This window comes from Bradyrhizobium sp. AUGA SZCCT0222 (genome assembly GCF_018130205.1).
Classification (GTDB): domain Bacteria; phylum Pseudomonadota; class Alphaproteobacteria; order Rhizobiales; family Xanthobacteraceae; genus Bradyrhizobium.
The window spans coordinates 26,728-40,630 of sequence record NZ_JAFCLX010000015.1 but is presented as its reverse complement, the minus strand read 5'-3'; the positions used below and the strand labels follow the sequence as shown (position 1 = coordinate 40,630).

Genomic DNA, 13,903 nt, shown 5'->3' with positions numbered 1-13,903 from the left:
CGACGGTTGTTGTCAGCCTGCATCCTGGAGGGGGTTCGCCATGGCAATTCTGAAGTTGAATATTCGTGGGCGTCTGATCTTGGGCTTCAGCGTGATCTGCGCATTGCTTGCATGCGTTGTCGTCATCACCATCGTCAAAGTTGGCAACGTCAACGAATCCACCGAGCGGACCGTCAATCTTCGCGTGCCGACCGCGATGGCCGCGAATGATGTGGTGGCCGGGGTTTATGCCTCGCTCGCTTCACTGCGCGGCTGGCTGATCACCGGCAACGACACATTCAAGGCCGAGCGCGTGTTGCTCTGGAAAGACATTCAGCGCCATGGCGCCGAGATGGATGGCCTCTCAACGCGTTGGTCCTCCGAACAGAACAAGGCGGACTGGAAGCAGGCCAAGCCACTGCTCGACGAACTGCGCAGCGCGCAGGACAAGGCCGAAGCAATTGCCCACACCATCGACGAGCAGCCCGCAGCAAAGATTCTCGCCACCGAGGCCGCGCCGCTGGCGAAACTCATGCTGCAAAAGGCGACGTCGATCATCGACGAGGAGGGCGGCATTGCTTCGACGGATGCGCGCAAGAGCCTGTTGATCGGTTTTGCAGATATGCGCGGCAGTATGGCGATGGCAATCGGCGCGATCCGCGCCTATCTGCTGACCGCGGACATGGCCTTCAAGAAGGAGTTTGAGGATCTCTGGGCGCTCAACCAGACAAAGTTCGAGGCGCTCTCGAAGCGACGCGCGGAAATGACAAGCGAGCAGCAGAAGGCGTTTGACGCGCTGGTCGATGCCCGCGCCAAGTTCGCGCCGATGCCGCAGAAGATGTTCGAGATCCGGGCCTCGGACCGCTGGAACATGGCGCAGTGGTTCCTGACCAACGAGGCGGCTCCCCGCGCCAACAAACTGCTCGATATCTTCGCGGGAACAAAGGACGCCACCGGATCGCGTTCCGGCGGGATGGTCGCGCGCCAGCAGGACAATCTGAAACGCGACGGCGCGGCGGTTCTCGCTGAAACCAGTTTCCTGATGACGCTGCTCTGGGTGCTGCTCGGTGTCGGCATCGGCGTTGCGGCAACTGTCGTGTATCTGACCAACCGTTCGATCGTGCCGCCGATTCTGAAGATGGTCGGCGCCATGGGCCAGCTTGCCGGCGGCGATCATTCGGTCGCGATCCCGGCGACCGACAAGAAGGACGAAATCGGCCTGATGGCGCGGGCGGTCCTGATCTTCAAGGAGAACATGATCAAGGCCAAGGAGCTCGCCGAAAAGGAAGCCGAAGCCATCAGCGCGCGCGTGGCGCGGGCGGCGCGGGTCAATGATCTGACCCAGACCTTCGATGCCAACATATCTACGGTGCTGAGGTCGGTGGCGTCGGCATCGACCGAACTGCAGGCGACCGCGTCGTCAATGACGGCGACGGCGGAGGAGACCAGCAACCAGGCGACCGCGGTGGCGGCTGCGACCGAGGAGGCTTCGACGAACGTACAAACCGTCGCGGCTGCGTCGGAGGAACTGGCCAGTTCCGTTACCGAGATCAGCCGTCAGGTCGCGCAGTCGGCCTCGATCGCGCAGAAGGCCGTAGGCGAAGCCGATCGCACCAACGCGACGGTGCAGGGCCTGTTCAAGGACGCCGCCGGCATCGGCGATGTCGTCAAGCTGATCAGCGAGATCGCCAGCCAGACCAATCTGCTGGCGCTCAATGCGACGATCGAGGCGGCGCGCGCCGGTGAGGCCGGCCGCGGCTTCGCGGTGGTGGCGGCCGAGGTCAAGAGCCTCGCCGAACAGACCGCGAAAGCAACGGACCAAATCAGCACGCAGGTCTCGTCAATCCAGGCTTCATCGAGCGAAGCCGTCGCTGCCATCAAGGGGATATCCGCGACCATCAACGAAATGAGCGAGATCGCCTCCGCGATTGCGGGTGCCGTGGAAGAACAGGGCTCGGCGACTCAGGAGATCGCCCGCAACGTGCAGCAGGCGGCGCTCGGCACCGGCGAAATCTCGTCGAACGTGAGTGGCGTTCAGCAAGCCGCCGGCGACACCGGTGCTGCCGCGCACCAGGTGCTGCAGGCCTCCAGCGAATTGTCTCGGCAGTCCGAGACAATGCGAAGCCATGTCGAAACCTTCCTCAGCAACATCAAGGCTGCCTGATCCGCAACCGATCGGCCTCTCCGCGCAACCGGGGAGGCTAAAGCGTTTTCCAGTGAAAGCCTGTCCCGCACTTGATGCGGGATGGATACCGGTTCGCGTCAGGAAAACGCGTCAGAACGAGAATCCAGAGCTCCGTTCCGATTCAATCGGAACGGAATGGCTTCGGTCCCGCAATGACGTCGTCTGCTTATTTCCGCACGCAGATCACACGCACCACGGATGCTTTTGCGTCCGGTGATCCGCTGGCGCCAGTGACGCCATTGGCCTTGAGGAAATCGCGCACGGCATCCGATGTCACCAGCACCGCCTGTGCGGCGCCGTTCGCCGGACCTGCAACGACCACCGGCTTCAGCAGCGCGATGCCGGCGAATTTGCCGTCGCCGTCGAGCGCGGCCGCGCCGGAAAAGCCGAGCGCGGGCGGCGGCGACAACGCGACGTCACTGCTGCCGCCAAGCTGTGCGACCGAGGCCCTGACGCTGCTGACGGCGCCGCCGCCGCCCTGGTTCTGAGGATCGGCAATGCCGGTCAGGTCGAGCGCCGTCTTCGAGGCCGGGCTCGCGAGGTTGAGTGGCTTCAGTCCGCGCGCGCCATAGATGCGCAGCAAAGCGAGATCGTGCTCCTTGTCCTCGGCCACACGGTCGGCATTGCCGAAGCCGGCGATCGCGACCGCGACGCAGCCGTCGGTGATCTGGCGGTCGGTCAGGATCGCGCCGTCGTCGCTGACCACGACGCCGGTACCATATTCCACGGTCTTGCGCGGCGGGGGTCCCGCGACCTGCGGGCCGGTTGGAAACGCGTTGAATGCGCTCGACATTGCGATCACCACCGGCTCCACGGTATTTTCCGTGGCCTGATCGTAGAGGATGGTGAGGATGCGGACTTCATCGCCCTTGAAGGTGCCGCGCAAATAGAACTTCTTCAGGCCTTGCAGGCCGGACAGCACGAAGAAGTCCGGCTTCACCACCGTGTAATCGATCTTGCGCTGGGCTTCCTTCTTTTCCAGCTCGGCGAGTTTTGCCGTGGTCGGATTGGCTTCCTTGCGCCGCGCCAGTTGGATCTGGATGGTTCCGGTCGGCGACGTCCATTTGGTGCCGTTGGCGTCGCTGGCCTGCTGCGGCACCAGCTTGGTGGGAATGCCGAGCCGTACGCCGGTGCCGGGATCGGTGGCGATCTTCCAGCCGACATTTTCCTGCCGCTTCCTGGCGGTGTCGGCGAGGATGCCGCGCTCCTGCGGATTGAGCACGCCAGTCTCCTTGGCCCCGCGGCTCTTCTGGAATTCCTTGATCGCCTTGACCATGCGCTCGCTGACGTCGCCGGTGATCGCGCCATTGTACTGGCCAACCCAGGCGAGGTCGGATTGCAGCGCCAGCCGTTCGGCCTGCGACAGCGCGTTGGCGGTTTCCTCGGGCTTTTGCAGCGCGGGCCGGATCGGCACCGTCGCGACCGGCTTCGGCTTGGCGCCGGCCGTGGAGGGCGGCGTCAACTGGGCCTGAGCTGACGATCCCAGGCTCGCGAAAATGGCGGCCGAGACCATCATTGTTGCTGAAAACACCGATCTCATGACAAATCCCAGGGAATATTCGGAATCGGGAGGGAATATTGGAGCGATCATTGACCTCGGGTCAATTAAGCACATCTGCTTGGTCAGCAACAACAGCGCCCCGGTTCACGGAACGGCGCATGGGAATAGACCGACGATGCTGACCGCCGACGAACTTGAACGCTATGCCCGCCACATCGTGCTGCGCGAGGTCGGCGGCCCCGGCCAGACCGCCCTGAAGGAGGCGTCCGTGCTGGTGATCGGCGCCGGCGGTCTCGGCGCCCCGGTCCTGATGTATCTCGCCGCCGCCGGCATCGGCACGCTCGGCGTGGTCGACGACGATATTGTCTCGCTGTCCAATTTGCAGCGCCAGATCATCCACACCACGCCCGATATCGGCAAGCGCAAGGTCGATAGCGCCGCGCAGCAGATCGACGCGCTCAACCCGCACGTCAACTTCGAGGCGCATGCCGTTCGCCTCGATGCTGGCAACGCGATGTCGCTGATCGGCGGTTATGATCTGGTGCTCGACGGGTCAGATAATTTCGAAACCCGCTATCTGGTTTCCGACGCCTGCTTCCTCGCGGCCAAGCCGCTGATCACGGCGGCGCTCGGTCAGTTCGACGGATCGCTGACCACGGTCCGCGCCCATGAGCGGGACGCCGACGGCGAGTTCAATCCGACCTATCGCTGTCTGTTTCCAGAGGCGCCGCCGCCGGGCACGGTGCCGGCCTGCGCCGAGGCCGGCGTGATGGGCGCTCTCGCGGGCATGCTGGGATCGATGATGGCGCTGGAAGCGATTCGCGAAATCGTCGGCTTCGGCGACAGCCTGGTCGGGCGGCTGGTGATGGTGGACGCCCGCGCGATGAGGTTCGAGACCCTGCGCTACCGGCGCGATCCAGCGAACCCGCTCAATGGTGATGCGCCCACGATCACTGATCTAAGTGCGCATCAATGATGCCTGGCCGACGTCCGCGTCAGTCGATGTCGGCAATCTGCTTCTCGTAGTCAGACGCGTTTGATTTGTCCGTCATGACCTGCGGGCAACGGAAGCAGGCCTCTTTGCCTTCCTGACGGAACCAGCGGCAGGTGGGGCGAATCTCGCAGGCGGGAAGCGCGTTCACGACAGCCGGAACGCCTTCAACGATCCTTTTGGCCAGACTGCAGGTGTTGCCCTTGAAATGCTTGCAGCCGCCGCTGGCGCCCGCGCAGGGTGCCGCGATGCGGAACAGTTCCGTGGGCTTGGCATCTCCCGCAAGGGCAAGGACCTGTTCGGAGATTGGCACGGTCTCGGTGAGATATCCGACCCGGTGCTGCTCCGGCGTACCGGTGATTACGCCGAAGATTCGGGCGCCCTCGTCGGTCGCCTGCGAACTCGGGCAGTCGATCTGCTTCTTTAAATCCTTGGACATGAATCCCTCTATCTCGCTGCGCGTGCCGGGTGAGCTGCGTCTATCCTGAAATGAAAAGGCGTCCGGGATGGCGTCCGACGCACGACGCGCCGAACACCATCTCGTCTCTTGATCGACTCAGAATAGAACCGTCTTTGTGGGTACCGGCATCGTCGGCGTCGGAAATCTGCCGAAGATGGTGATATCCTTGATGATATCGCCCAGCGATCCGCGGTTGATCGCAGCCCTGAAACCGGCTGCGACGATTTCAAGCTGCTCCGGGGTGAGCTGGACCGGTGCTTCGAGCGCGGGCTTCGCAGGCTCGACTGCGTTAATGTCTGACTTCTTCATCTGTCTTCTCCTGTCGCGAGACGAAGGGGCCATCCGCTTCGGCTGCTACAGGAGGCTAGGGACAGATTGGATGAGTTACCGTGATTTTGCTCACGGAACCCTCGCGCCCCGGCGAGTGGGGGCGCGAGGAACTCGTGCGGTTGCGTTCAGGCCCGCTTCTTCTCGCTGTCCAGATGCGCCATTTGCTCCGCCGCATAACGCGTGCCGGCGGCTGCATCCGGCGGGAATGCCTTCGCGAGCTTGTCCAGATGCGCCGCCGAGAGCTTCACATCGAGCGCGCCAAGCGCTTCGGTCAGCCGGTCGCGGCGGCGGGCGCCGACCAGCGGCACGATGTCATTGCCCTGCGCCGCCACCCAGGCAATCGCGACCTGCGCCACCGATACGCCGAGATCGGCGGCGACCTCGCGCAGCGGCTCGACCAGCGCCAGATTGGCGTCGAGATTGGCGCCCTGGAAACGCGGGGTCATCTGCCGGAAGTCCTGTCCGCCGGACTTGTCTTTCGACCAGTGTCCGCTGATCAGGCCGCGCGACAGCACGCCATAAGCCGTGATACCGATGCCGAGTTCGCGGCAGGTCGACAGAATGTCGGCCTCGATGTCGCGCGAGATCAGCGAATATTCGATCTGCAAATCGGCGATCGGATGCACGGCATGGGCGCGGCGGATGGTGTCGGAGCCGACTTCGGACAGGCCGATATGCCTGACATAGCCGGCCTTGATCATGTCGGCGATGGCGCCGACCGTGTCTTCGATCGGCACCGCCGGATCGAGCCGCGCCGGCCGGTAGATGTCGATGTGATCGACGCCGAGCCGCTGCAGCGAATAGGCGATGAAATTCTTCACCGCCGCCGGGCGGCAGTCCATCCCGATGAAACCGCGCGCCGGATCGCGCAGCGCGCCGAATTTGACGCTGATCTGCAGATTGTCGCGGCTGCGGCCGGCGAGCGCCTCGCGGATCAGCAGTTCATTATGGCCGATGCCATAGAAATCGCCGGTGTCGAGCAGGGTGATTCCGGCGTCGAGCGCGGCGCGGATGGTCGCGATGCTCTCGCCGCGGTCGGCCGGACCATAAAAGTCCGACATGCCCATGCAGCCGAGACCGATGGCGGCGACGTCGGGGCCGGTTTTGCCGAGTTTGCGGTGTTCCATGGTGGTGCTCCTCGTATTGGCGGCGGGGATTCCCGCGCCGGGTTGACGAGGCTGGTATCGCCGATCGCGATTAGAGCGATAAGCTGGACAATGCTAAATAGCTTGTTCAGTATACCGAACAATGAACGATGTTGATCTCCGCGATCTCGATGCCTTCGTCGCCGTGGCGCGCACCAGGAATTTCCGGCGCGCCGCGATCGAGCAGCGCGTCTCCGTCTCGAGTCTCAGCCAGCGGCTGCGCGACATGGAGGAGCGGCTTGGCGTCCGCCTGATGAACCGCACCACCCGCAGCGTTGCGCTAACCGAAGCCGGCGAGCTGCTGCTGGCCCGGGTCGGGCCGGCGATGTCGGATGTCGGCGACGCGCTGGATCAGGTGCGCGGCCTGCGCGGCGTGCCTTCAGGCCGCTTGCGGATCAATGCGCCGCCGCCCGCGATCGATCTGGTGCTGGCGCCTATGGTCGCGCCGTTTCTTGCAAAGTATCCGCAGATCGAACTGGAGATCGTCGGCGAGAGTGCATTCGTCGATATCGTCGCTGGCGGCTTCGACGCCGGCGTGCGCTACGGCGAGCATCTGGCACAGGACATGATTGCGGTTTCGCTCGGGGCGCCGCAGCGCTACGCGGTGGTGGCATCGAAGGAATATGTGGCGCGACACGGCAAGCCGATGCAGCCGAAGGATCTGCTCGATCACGCCTGCATCCGCACCCGGTTCGGCAGCGGCGCCATGCTGGATTGGGAATTCGAGAAGGCGGGACGTGTCGTGGTGGTTTCGCCGCCGGCAAAACTGGTCGCGACCTATCTCGGCCTCGCGCTGCGCGCCGTCCATGATGGGATCGGCTTCTGGTTGACGTTTGAAGGTTATGTACGCTTTGGCATCAAATCGGGTGCGCTGGTCAGCGTGCTCGACGACTGGTGCGCGCCGTTTCCCGGACCGTTTCTGTACTACCCGAGCCGCCGCCAGCCGCCGCCGGCGCTGGGCGCGTTCGTCTCGTTTGTCGGGGAATGGCGCAAGCAGGAGAGGCGGAAGGGCCGGGGCGGCTCAACTGGGTGAAGCACGCCACTTCAGTATTTTTGGCTCTCGCAGATCATTGTAGCCGATGACAATATCGGCATGTTCTTCCGGGGCGCACTCACGCAGATATCGCTGCTGGCCGCCGACATAACGCTGGTTCGGCAGCGCAGCAGGATCGGACGCGCCACAATCCCGGCTCCGCTGCGCGCCGCGCGGCACGGAGACATTGAAGCCGACCTTCAGAAATATCGAGAGGTCCCAACAGGCCCGAAGCTCGGGGCGGTGCAGGAAGATGCCGTCAACGATCAGCGCGGCGGTTGGCGGCGCCTGCTGCGTGACCGGTTCGAACGGCCGGTCGTTGTCGAGATCAAAACGCCTTGCGACGTATCGACCGGAGCCACCGGGACTCAAGGGATCGAGCAACAGCGTCCGAAATGAATCGTAGTCGTACGAGTCGAGAAAAAAGCCATCAGGTGAATACCGGCCACGCGCGTATCGTACCGAGCGTGGATGATGGAAATCATCGACGGAAGCGCGGATCGTCGGGCGGCCTTGTGCTGCCACGAGCGGCGCCAACGCGTCCGCCAGCGTGGTCTTTCCCGCGCCATCGACGCCATCGATCGCGACGCGGATAATCCGCGTGGGATGTAGTGCGACGATGGTGGCGGCGAGACGGTTCAGCAGCGATGCGTGGGCTTCGCTCACATCATCCTCGGTGGCCGCCTCACAGCATGCTGGGCAGCACGCGGTCCGGCGGCTTGTGGTTGTCGAGGAAGGTCCTGATATTGATGATCACCTTCTCGCCCATCTCGACACGGCCTTCGATCGTGGCCGAGCCCATGTGCGGCAGCAGCGTGACCTTGCCGGCCTTGGCCAGCCGAACCAGTTTTGGATTGACGGCGGGCTCATGCTCGTAGACGTCGAGCCCGGCGCCGCCGATCTCGCCACCTTCGATCAGCTTGATCAGCGTGTCCTCGTCGATCACCTCGCCGCGCGCGGTGTTGACGATATAAGCCTCTTTCCGGATCAGTTTTAAGCGCCGCGCCGACAGCAGGTGGAACGTCGCCGGGGTGTGCGGACAGTTCACCGAGATGATGTCCATCCGCGCCAGCATCTGGTCGAGGCTTTCCCAGTAGGTCGCGCCCAATTCGTCGGCGATCACGGGCGCGACGGGACGGCGGTTGTGATAGTGGATCTGCAGGCCGAAGGCGCGGGCCCGGCGCGCCACCGCCTGGCCGATGCGGCCCATGCCGATAATGCCGAGGCGTTTGCCGCCGATGCGATGACCGAGCATCCAGGTCGGCGACCAGCCCGGCCAGTGCTTGCCGTCGGTGAGAATCGAGGCGCCCTCGATCAGCCGCCGCGGCACCGCGAGAATCAGCGCCATGGTCATGTCGGCGGTGTCTTCGGTCAAAACTTTCGGCGTGTTGGTCACGGTGATGCCGCGCGCATGCGCCGCCGTGACGTCGATATTGTCGACGCCATTGCCGAAATTGGCGATCATCCGCAACTTGCAGTCGGGCTGCTTGAGAATTTCCTCGTTGACCAGGTCGGTCACGGTCGGCACCAGCACGTCGGCGGTACGGACCGCCTCGGCGATCTGTTCCGGCGTCATCGGCGTATCGTCGAGATTTAACCGCGCATCGAACAGTTCGCGCATCCGGGTCTCGATCGAGTCCGGGAGTTTGCGGGTGACGACGACGAGAGGCTTTTTCTTAACCGACATGTCCTGCTCTCATGAGGCAATGGCTCGCCCAACCTTTTGACGAGTCAGAAGCTTCGCCGTTGAGGCCTCATTAACCTGGTTGTTCGACACTGCATTCGCTGCGCGGTTCGAACGGCTACCTGGTCGTTTCCTTAGGTTTCCTTAGCGCTTCCTCGGGTTCCCCGATCCTTACCTCGGGGTTGCCAAGGGAAGGGTCAAGGTAATCTGGGAAATTCGGGCGTTCTGGTTCTCAAGCGTTCCGTCCTCTCTAGCAGAAGGCCGGGCCAAGACAAGAACCCCTCGGGAACGACAATCCGAGTTGCGACCAAGGCGGGCACAGGGGGACTCAGGTTTAAGGGTCTTGGGTTTCAGGCGTTGAGTGGATTGTTTCAACTCGAAGAATTCGAGTTGAGAGGTTCTCGGCAGGAGACGAGTTGATGGCGTTGGGGCGTTTCTGTTCGATGGCGGTGCTGGCAGGGTGCATGCTGGGTGCGTCGGTCAGCACAGGTTTTTCAGCCAAGGAAGCAGGCTCCACCACCAGCGGCCTCCCGGTGCCGCGTTATGTCAGCCTCAAATCAGATCATGTGAATGTCAGGGCCGGTCCGACCAAGGACAATGACGTCGCCTGGGTTTACACCCGTTCCGGCCTGCCGGTCGAAATAACAGCTGAATTCGAGAACTGGCGTCGGGTGCGCGATTCCGAAGGCGCCGAGGGCTGGGTCTATCATTCCCTGCTGTCGGGCCGCCGCACCGCCGTCGTCACCATGAAGACCAAGGACGAACTCGCGCCGCTCTACGATCGCGCCGATCCGTCCAGCGCGGTCGCCGCGCGCCTGCAGGCCGGCGTCGTCGCCCAGGTCAAGAAATGCGCGGCCGGCTGGTGCCGCGTGATCGGCAACGGATTTGACGGCTGGATCGAACAGCAGCGGCTGTGGGGCGTCTACGCCGACGAGAAGGTAGATTGAGGTAGGTTCGCGGCGAGCAACAATTCTTACGTCGTCCCGGCGAAGGCCGGGACCCATACGCCGCGGCCCTCGATAAGGCAGTCAGCTAGACGCCTTCCCTCAACAACAAACATTTGTGGTTATGGGTCCCGGCCTTCGCCGGGACGACAATCAGCGCTTCTTGCGCAGCCGCACGACCATGTCGACGCGGGCGATTTCGTAACCTTCCGGCACGTCGGGCATCCGCGACAGCACCAGATGCGGATCGGGAATGTCGACCAGCTCGTGGTTGTTCTCGAGATAGAAGTGGTGATGCGCCGTCACGTTGGTGTCGAAATAGGTCTTGGTGCCGTCGACGCTGACCTGGCGCAGCAGGCCGGCATCGGTGAGCTGGTTGAGGGTGTTGTAGACGGTGGCGAGCGAGACCGGCACCTTGGCCAGCGTCGCTTCCTCGTACAGCATTTCAGCGGTCAGATGCCGCGCGCCCTTGCCGAACAGCAGCCAGCCGAGCGCCATGCGCTGGCGGGTCGGCCGCAGGCCGGCAGCTTGCAGCATTTCGTTGACGTCATGCCAGGGACAGCCGGTCAACGCCGGTTGATGTCCGGCGACATGGGCGGCCGGATTCATCGCGGCTAAGTCAGCGGCGTCGTCGTTCACAGTCGAGACCTGGTCGTTCATTTCCACTTCGGTACCACGCTGACAAACTTGGGCAATATTCTTGCCCAATATAAAAGGAAATCCTTTAGATGCAAGTTTTTCGCAACTAGAACGATCCCAAGGTTAAGGCGGAACCCGCGATGGGGCAGGGTGCTTTTAGGCACTATCCAGTGCTTTGCCGCCCGCCAAGGCCTATGTTACAGAGCGCGCGGACCACATATGCATATTCGGCAGGGACATTTGCCGGTGGCACCCCAAGTAGCGCCAGTTTGCGGGAAACAGACATTCTTCCGCGGGAAACCGGTCCGGTTCGCTCGAAAGCGCGACCAGGATACTTTTGCGGGACATCTTAGAGAGGCTGAAACGATGCTGGATCGCCGCGGCGGTTACGAATACGAGGATTTGCTGGCGTGCGGCCGTGGCGAGCTATTCGGCCCGGGAAATGCGCAATTGCCGCTGCCGCCGATGCTGATGTTCGATCGCATCACCGAAATTTCCGAAACCGGCGGGGAATACGGCAAGGGCATCGTTCGCGCCGAACTCGACGTGAACCCGGATCTCTGGTTCTTCGGCTGCCATTTCAAAGGCGATCCGGTGATGCCGGGCTGTCTCGGCCTCGACGCGCTGTGGCAGATGGTCGGCTTTTATCTCGGCTGGACCGGCGGCGAGGGCCGCGGACGGGCGTTGGGCCTCGGCGAACTGAAGTTCTCCGGTCAAGTGATGCCGAATGTCCGCAAGATTGTGTACAACGTCGATATCAAGCGCGTGATGCGTCTAAAGCTCTGGCTGGGTATCGCCGACGGCTGGCTTTCGGCCGACGGCGAGATTATCTATCGCGCGAAGGATCTGAGGGTGGGGCTGTTAAAGCAGGGTGCCGCATTGCCGGGAGCGTAAGTTACCCGCTCTCCAATAGGCGGCATTCGGTTTGACGGCGGCCATCACACAAAACGCAAACGACAGGACGAGGCGATCATGAGGCGGGTTGTCATCACGGGGATGGGCATCGTCTCATCCATCGGAAATAACACCCAGGAAGTGCTTGCGAGCCTTCATGAGGCGAAATCGGGGATCACGCGCGCGGAAAAATACGCCGAACTCGGCTTCCGCTCGCAGGTGCAGGGCGCTCCGTCCCTCAATCCCGCCGATGTCATCGACCGGCGCGCGATGCGCTTTCTCGGCGAGGGCGCGGCGTGGAATCACATCGCGATGGAGCAGGCGATCCAGGATTCCGGTCTCAGCCCGACCGAGGTTTCCGACGTCCGTACCGGCATCATCATGGGCTCCGGCGGACCGTCCGCGCGCACCATCGTCGAAGCCGCCGATATCACCAGGACCAAGGGTCCCAAACGCGTGGGGCCGTTCGCGGTGCCGAAGGCGATGTCGTCGACCGCCTCAGCCACGCTGGCGACCTGGTTCAAGATCAAGGGCGTGAACTATTCGATCTCGTCGGCCTGCGCGACGTCCAACCATTGCATCGGCAATGCCTATGAGACGATCCAGATCGGCAAGCAGGATGTGATCTTCGCCGGCGGCTGCGAGGAACTCGACTGGTCGCTGTCGGTGCTGTTCGACGCCATGGGCGCGATGTCCTCGAAATACAACGCCACGCCCGCCACCGCGTCGCGTCCCTATGACGTCAGCCGCGACGGCTTCGTCATTGCGGGTGGCGCCGGCGTGGTGGTGCTGGAAGAACTCGAACACGCCAAGGCGCGCGGCGCGCGCATCTATGCCGAAGTGGTCGGCTATGGCGCGACGTCTGATGGCTACGACATGGTGGCGCCCTCGGGCGAAGGCGCCGAGCGCTGCATGCGGATGGCGATGGAGACCGTGAAGACGCCGATCGACTACATCAATCCGCACGCCACCTCGACGCCCGCCGGCGATCCGCCCGAGATCGAGGCGATTCGCAAGGTGTTCGGCACCGGCGAAAAATGCCCGCCGATCTCGGCGACCAAGGCGCTGACCGGACATTCGCTCGGTGCCACCGGCGTTCAGGAGGCGATCTATTCGCTGCTGATGATGAACAACGGTTTTGTGTGCGAGAGCGCCAACATCACCGAGCTCGACCCGGTGTTCGCCGACATGCCGATCGTGCGCAAGCGCATCGACAACGCCAAGCTCGGCACCGTGCTGTCGAACTCGTTCGGTTTCGGCGGCACCAACGCCACGCTGGTGTTCAAGCGCATGGATGCGTGATTTGTCATGCCCCGCCACCGGGTCGGCCGAATGGCCGCCCGATGACAGGCTCCAGCGGGGCATCCAGTACGCCGCGGCTTCTCGATTCAATTACTGATATCTCGGGAATACTGGGTCACCCGCTTTCGCCGGTGACGACAGTCGTGAACGCCTATCCCGCCGCGATCTTCTCTGCGCGCTGGAACGCCGGCCGCGCCGCGCATCGGTCAATATAGGCGTCGAACGACGGCCGCGACGGCACCATCTTGAACAGCCGCACGGCGAAATTCAGCCCGGAGCCAATGATAATGTCGGCAGCAGAAAAATTGTCGCCGAGAATCCACGGACCTTTCTCCAGCGCGTTATCGAGCACGTCGATCACGCGTTGCGAATCACCCCAGCCTGCCGCGACCGGATTCATTTCGATCTTGGTCGCGAGCTGCACGATCGCAGGCTCGATACAACCTGGGCTGAAGAACAGCCAGTAGAGATACTTTGCGCGCAGCGGATCTCCGAGCGGCGGCGCCAGCTTCGCTTCCGGATAGCGCTCGGCGACATAGGCCGCGATCGCAGCGGCTTCGGCAAGCGTGGCCTCGCCATCCCGGAGCGCCGGCACCTTGCCCATCGGATTGATCGCCAGATATTCGAGCTTGCGCTGTGCGCCGGTCGAGATGTCCGTCAGCACGCGTTCATAGGGTTGCCCGGTCTCTTCGAACAGCCACAGCGAGGAAAACGAACGCGAGCGGGGCGACCAATAAAGCTGCATCATGGCGAAATCCCGTTATGGTTGATCCGTGTATGTGTGCGCAGACCGGTCAGTTGCGCAATAACTTTGCG

At 63.1% G+C, this 13,903-nt stretch carries 14 protein-coding genes; 6 read left to right on the top strand and 8 right to left on the bottom strand.

The genetic code is table 11. From position 1 onward, the window contains the following. Positions 1-40 precede the first annotated feature (40 nt). The gene (locus JQ629_RS15530; protein WP_212413428.1) at positions 41-2,143 is read left to right on the top strand and encodes a HAMP domain-containing methyl-accepting chemotaxis protein; all 2,103 of its coding nucleotides are present in this window, start codon (positions 41-43) and stop codon (positions 2,141-2,143) included. Positions 2,144-2,330: 187 nt separating this feature from the next. Here the strand turns inward: JQ629_RS15530 and JQ629_RS15525 are convergent, their stop codons facing one another. After that, complete coding sequence (locus JQ629_RS15525; protein WP_212413427.1) at positions 2,331-3,704, bottom strand: serine protease; 1,374 nt, start codon at positions 3,702-3,704, stop codon at positions 2,331-2,333. Between the two features lie 136 nt (positions 3,705-3,840). Between JQ629_RS15525 and JQ629_RS15520 the strand changes: the two genes are divergently transcribed. Continuing rightward, entirely contained in the window at positions 3,841-4,641 is an 801-nt protein-coding gene (locus JQ629_RS15520; RefSeq protein WP_212413426.1) for a HesA/MoeB/ThiF family protein, read from the top strand. Positions 4,642-4,660: 19 nt separating this feature from the next. Here the strand turns inward: JQ629_RS15520 and JQ629_RS15515 are convergent, their stop codons facing one another. From JQ629_RS15515 to JQ629_RS15505, 3 genes are all read right to left on the bottom strand, one after another. Then, positions 4,661-5,095, bottom strand: a complete 435-nt coding sequence (locus JQ629_RS15515) for a hypothetical protein (RefSeq protein ID WP_192736253.1) — start codon at positions 5,093-5,095, stop codon at positions 4,661-4,663. Positions 5,096-5,212: 117 nt separating this feature from the next. Next, on the bottom strand, positions 5,213-5,425 hold the full coding sequence (locus JQ629_RS15510; protein ID WP_192736254.1) for a hypothetical protein: 213 nt from the start codon (positions 5,423-5,425) through the stop codon (positions 5,213-5,215). A 146-nt stretch (positions 5,426-5,571) separates the two neighbouring features. Beyond that, positions 5,572-6,573: an aldo/keto reductase gene (locus JQ629_RS15505; protein ID WP_212413425.1), complete on the bottom strand. Its 1,002-nt coding sequence runs from the start codon at positions 6,571-6,573 to the stop codon at positions 5,572-5,574. 121 nt (positions 6,574-6,694) lie between these two features. Here JQ629_RS15505 and JQ629_RS15500 point away from each other — a divergent pair, with 121 nt between their 5' ends. After that, positions 6,695-7,624, top strand: coding sequence for a LysR family transcriptional regulator (locus JQ629_RS15500; RefSeq protein WP_212413424.1), 930 nt, complete (start codon positions 6,695-6,697; stop codon positions 7,622-7,624). Here the strand turns inward: JQ629_RS15500 and JQ629_RS15495 are convergent. Then, positions 7,613-8,290: a nucleoside/nucleotide kinase family protein gene (locus JQ629_RS15495; protein ID WP_212413423.1), complete on the bottom strand. Its 678-nt coding sequence runs from the start codon at positions 8,288-8,290 to the stop codon at positions 7,613-7,615. The two genes, JQ629_RS15500 and JQ629_RS15495, sit on opposite strands and share 12 nt — an antisense overlap. A 19-nt stretch (positions 8,291-8,309) precedes the next feature. Next, positions 8,310-9,311 carry a 2-hydroxyacid dehydrogenase gene (locus tag JQ629_RS15490; protein ID WP_212264048.1) on the bottom strand — a complete coding sequence of 334 codons (1,002 nt, stop codon included), beginning with the start codon at positions 9,309-9,311 and terminating at the stop codon, positions 8,310-8,312. A gap of 416 nt (positions 9,312-9,727) precedes the next feature. Here JQ629_RS15490 and JQ629_RS15485 point away from each other — a divergent pair, with 416 nt between their 5' ends. Next, the gene (locus JQ629_RS15485; RefSeq protein WP_192736259.1) at positions 9,728-10,255 is read left to right on the top strand and encodes an SH3 domain-containing protein; all 528 of its coding nucleotides are present in this window, start codon (positions 9,728-9,730) and stop codon (positions 10,253-10,255) included. A gap of 150 nt (positions 10,256-10,405) precedes the next feature. Here the strand turns inward: JQ629_RS15485 and irrA are convergent, their stop codons facing one another. Continuing rightward, complete coding sequence (gene irrA / locus JQ629_RS15480) at positions 10,406-10,861, bottom strand: iron response transcriptional regulator IrrA (RefSeq protein WP_502753054.1); 456 nt, start codon at positions 10,859-10,861, stop codon at positions 10,406-10,408. 396 nt (positions 10,862-11,257) lie between these two features. Here irrA and fabA point away from each other — a divergent pair, with 396 nt between their 5' ends. Both fabA and fabB read left to right on the top strand, forming a co-directional pair. Further along, positions 11,258-11,785 (top strand): 3-hydroxyacyl-[acyl-carrier-protein] dehydratase FabA, encoded by a 528-nt coding sequence (gene fabA, locus JQ629_RS15475; RefSeq protein ID WP_192736260.1) that lies wholly within the window; start codon positions 11,258-11,260, stop codon positions 11,783-11,785. 78 nt (positions 11,786-11,863) lie between these two features. Next, on the top strand, positions 11,864-13,087 hold the full coding sequence (fabB, locus tag JQ629_RS15470; RefSeq protein ID WP_212264046.1) for a beta-ketoacyl-ACP synthase I: 1,224 nt from the start codon (positions 11,864-11,866) through the stop codon (positions 13,085-13,087). Positions 13,088-13,238: 151 nt separating this feature from the next. On the opposite strand, the gene JQ629_RS15465 is transcribed toward fabB, so the two are convergent. Beyond that, the gene (locus JQ629_RS15465; protein ID WP_212210005.1) at positions 13,239-13,835 is read right to left on the bottom strand and encodes a glutathione S-transferase family protein; all 597 of its coding nucleotides are present in this window, start codon (positions 13,833-13,835) and stop codon (positions 13,239-13,241) included. Positions 13,836-13,903: the final 68 nt, after the last annotated feature.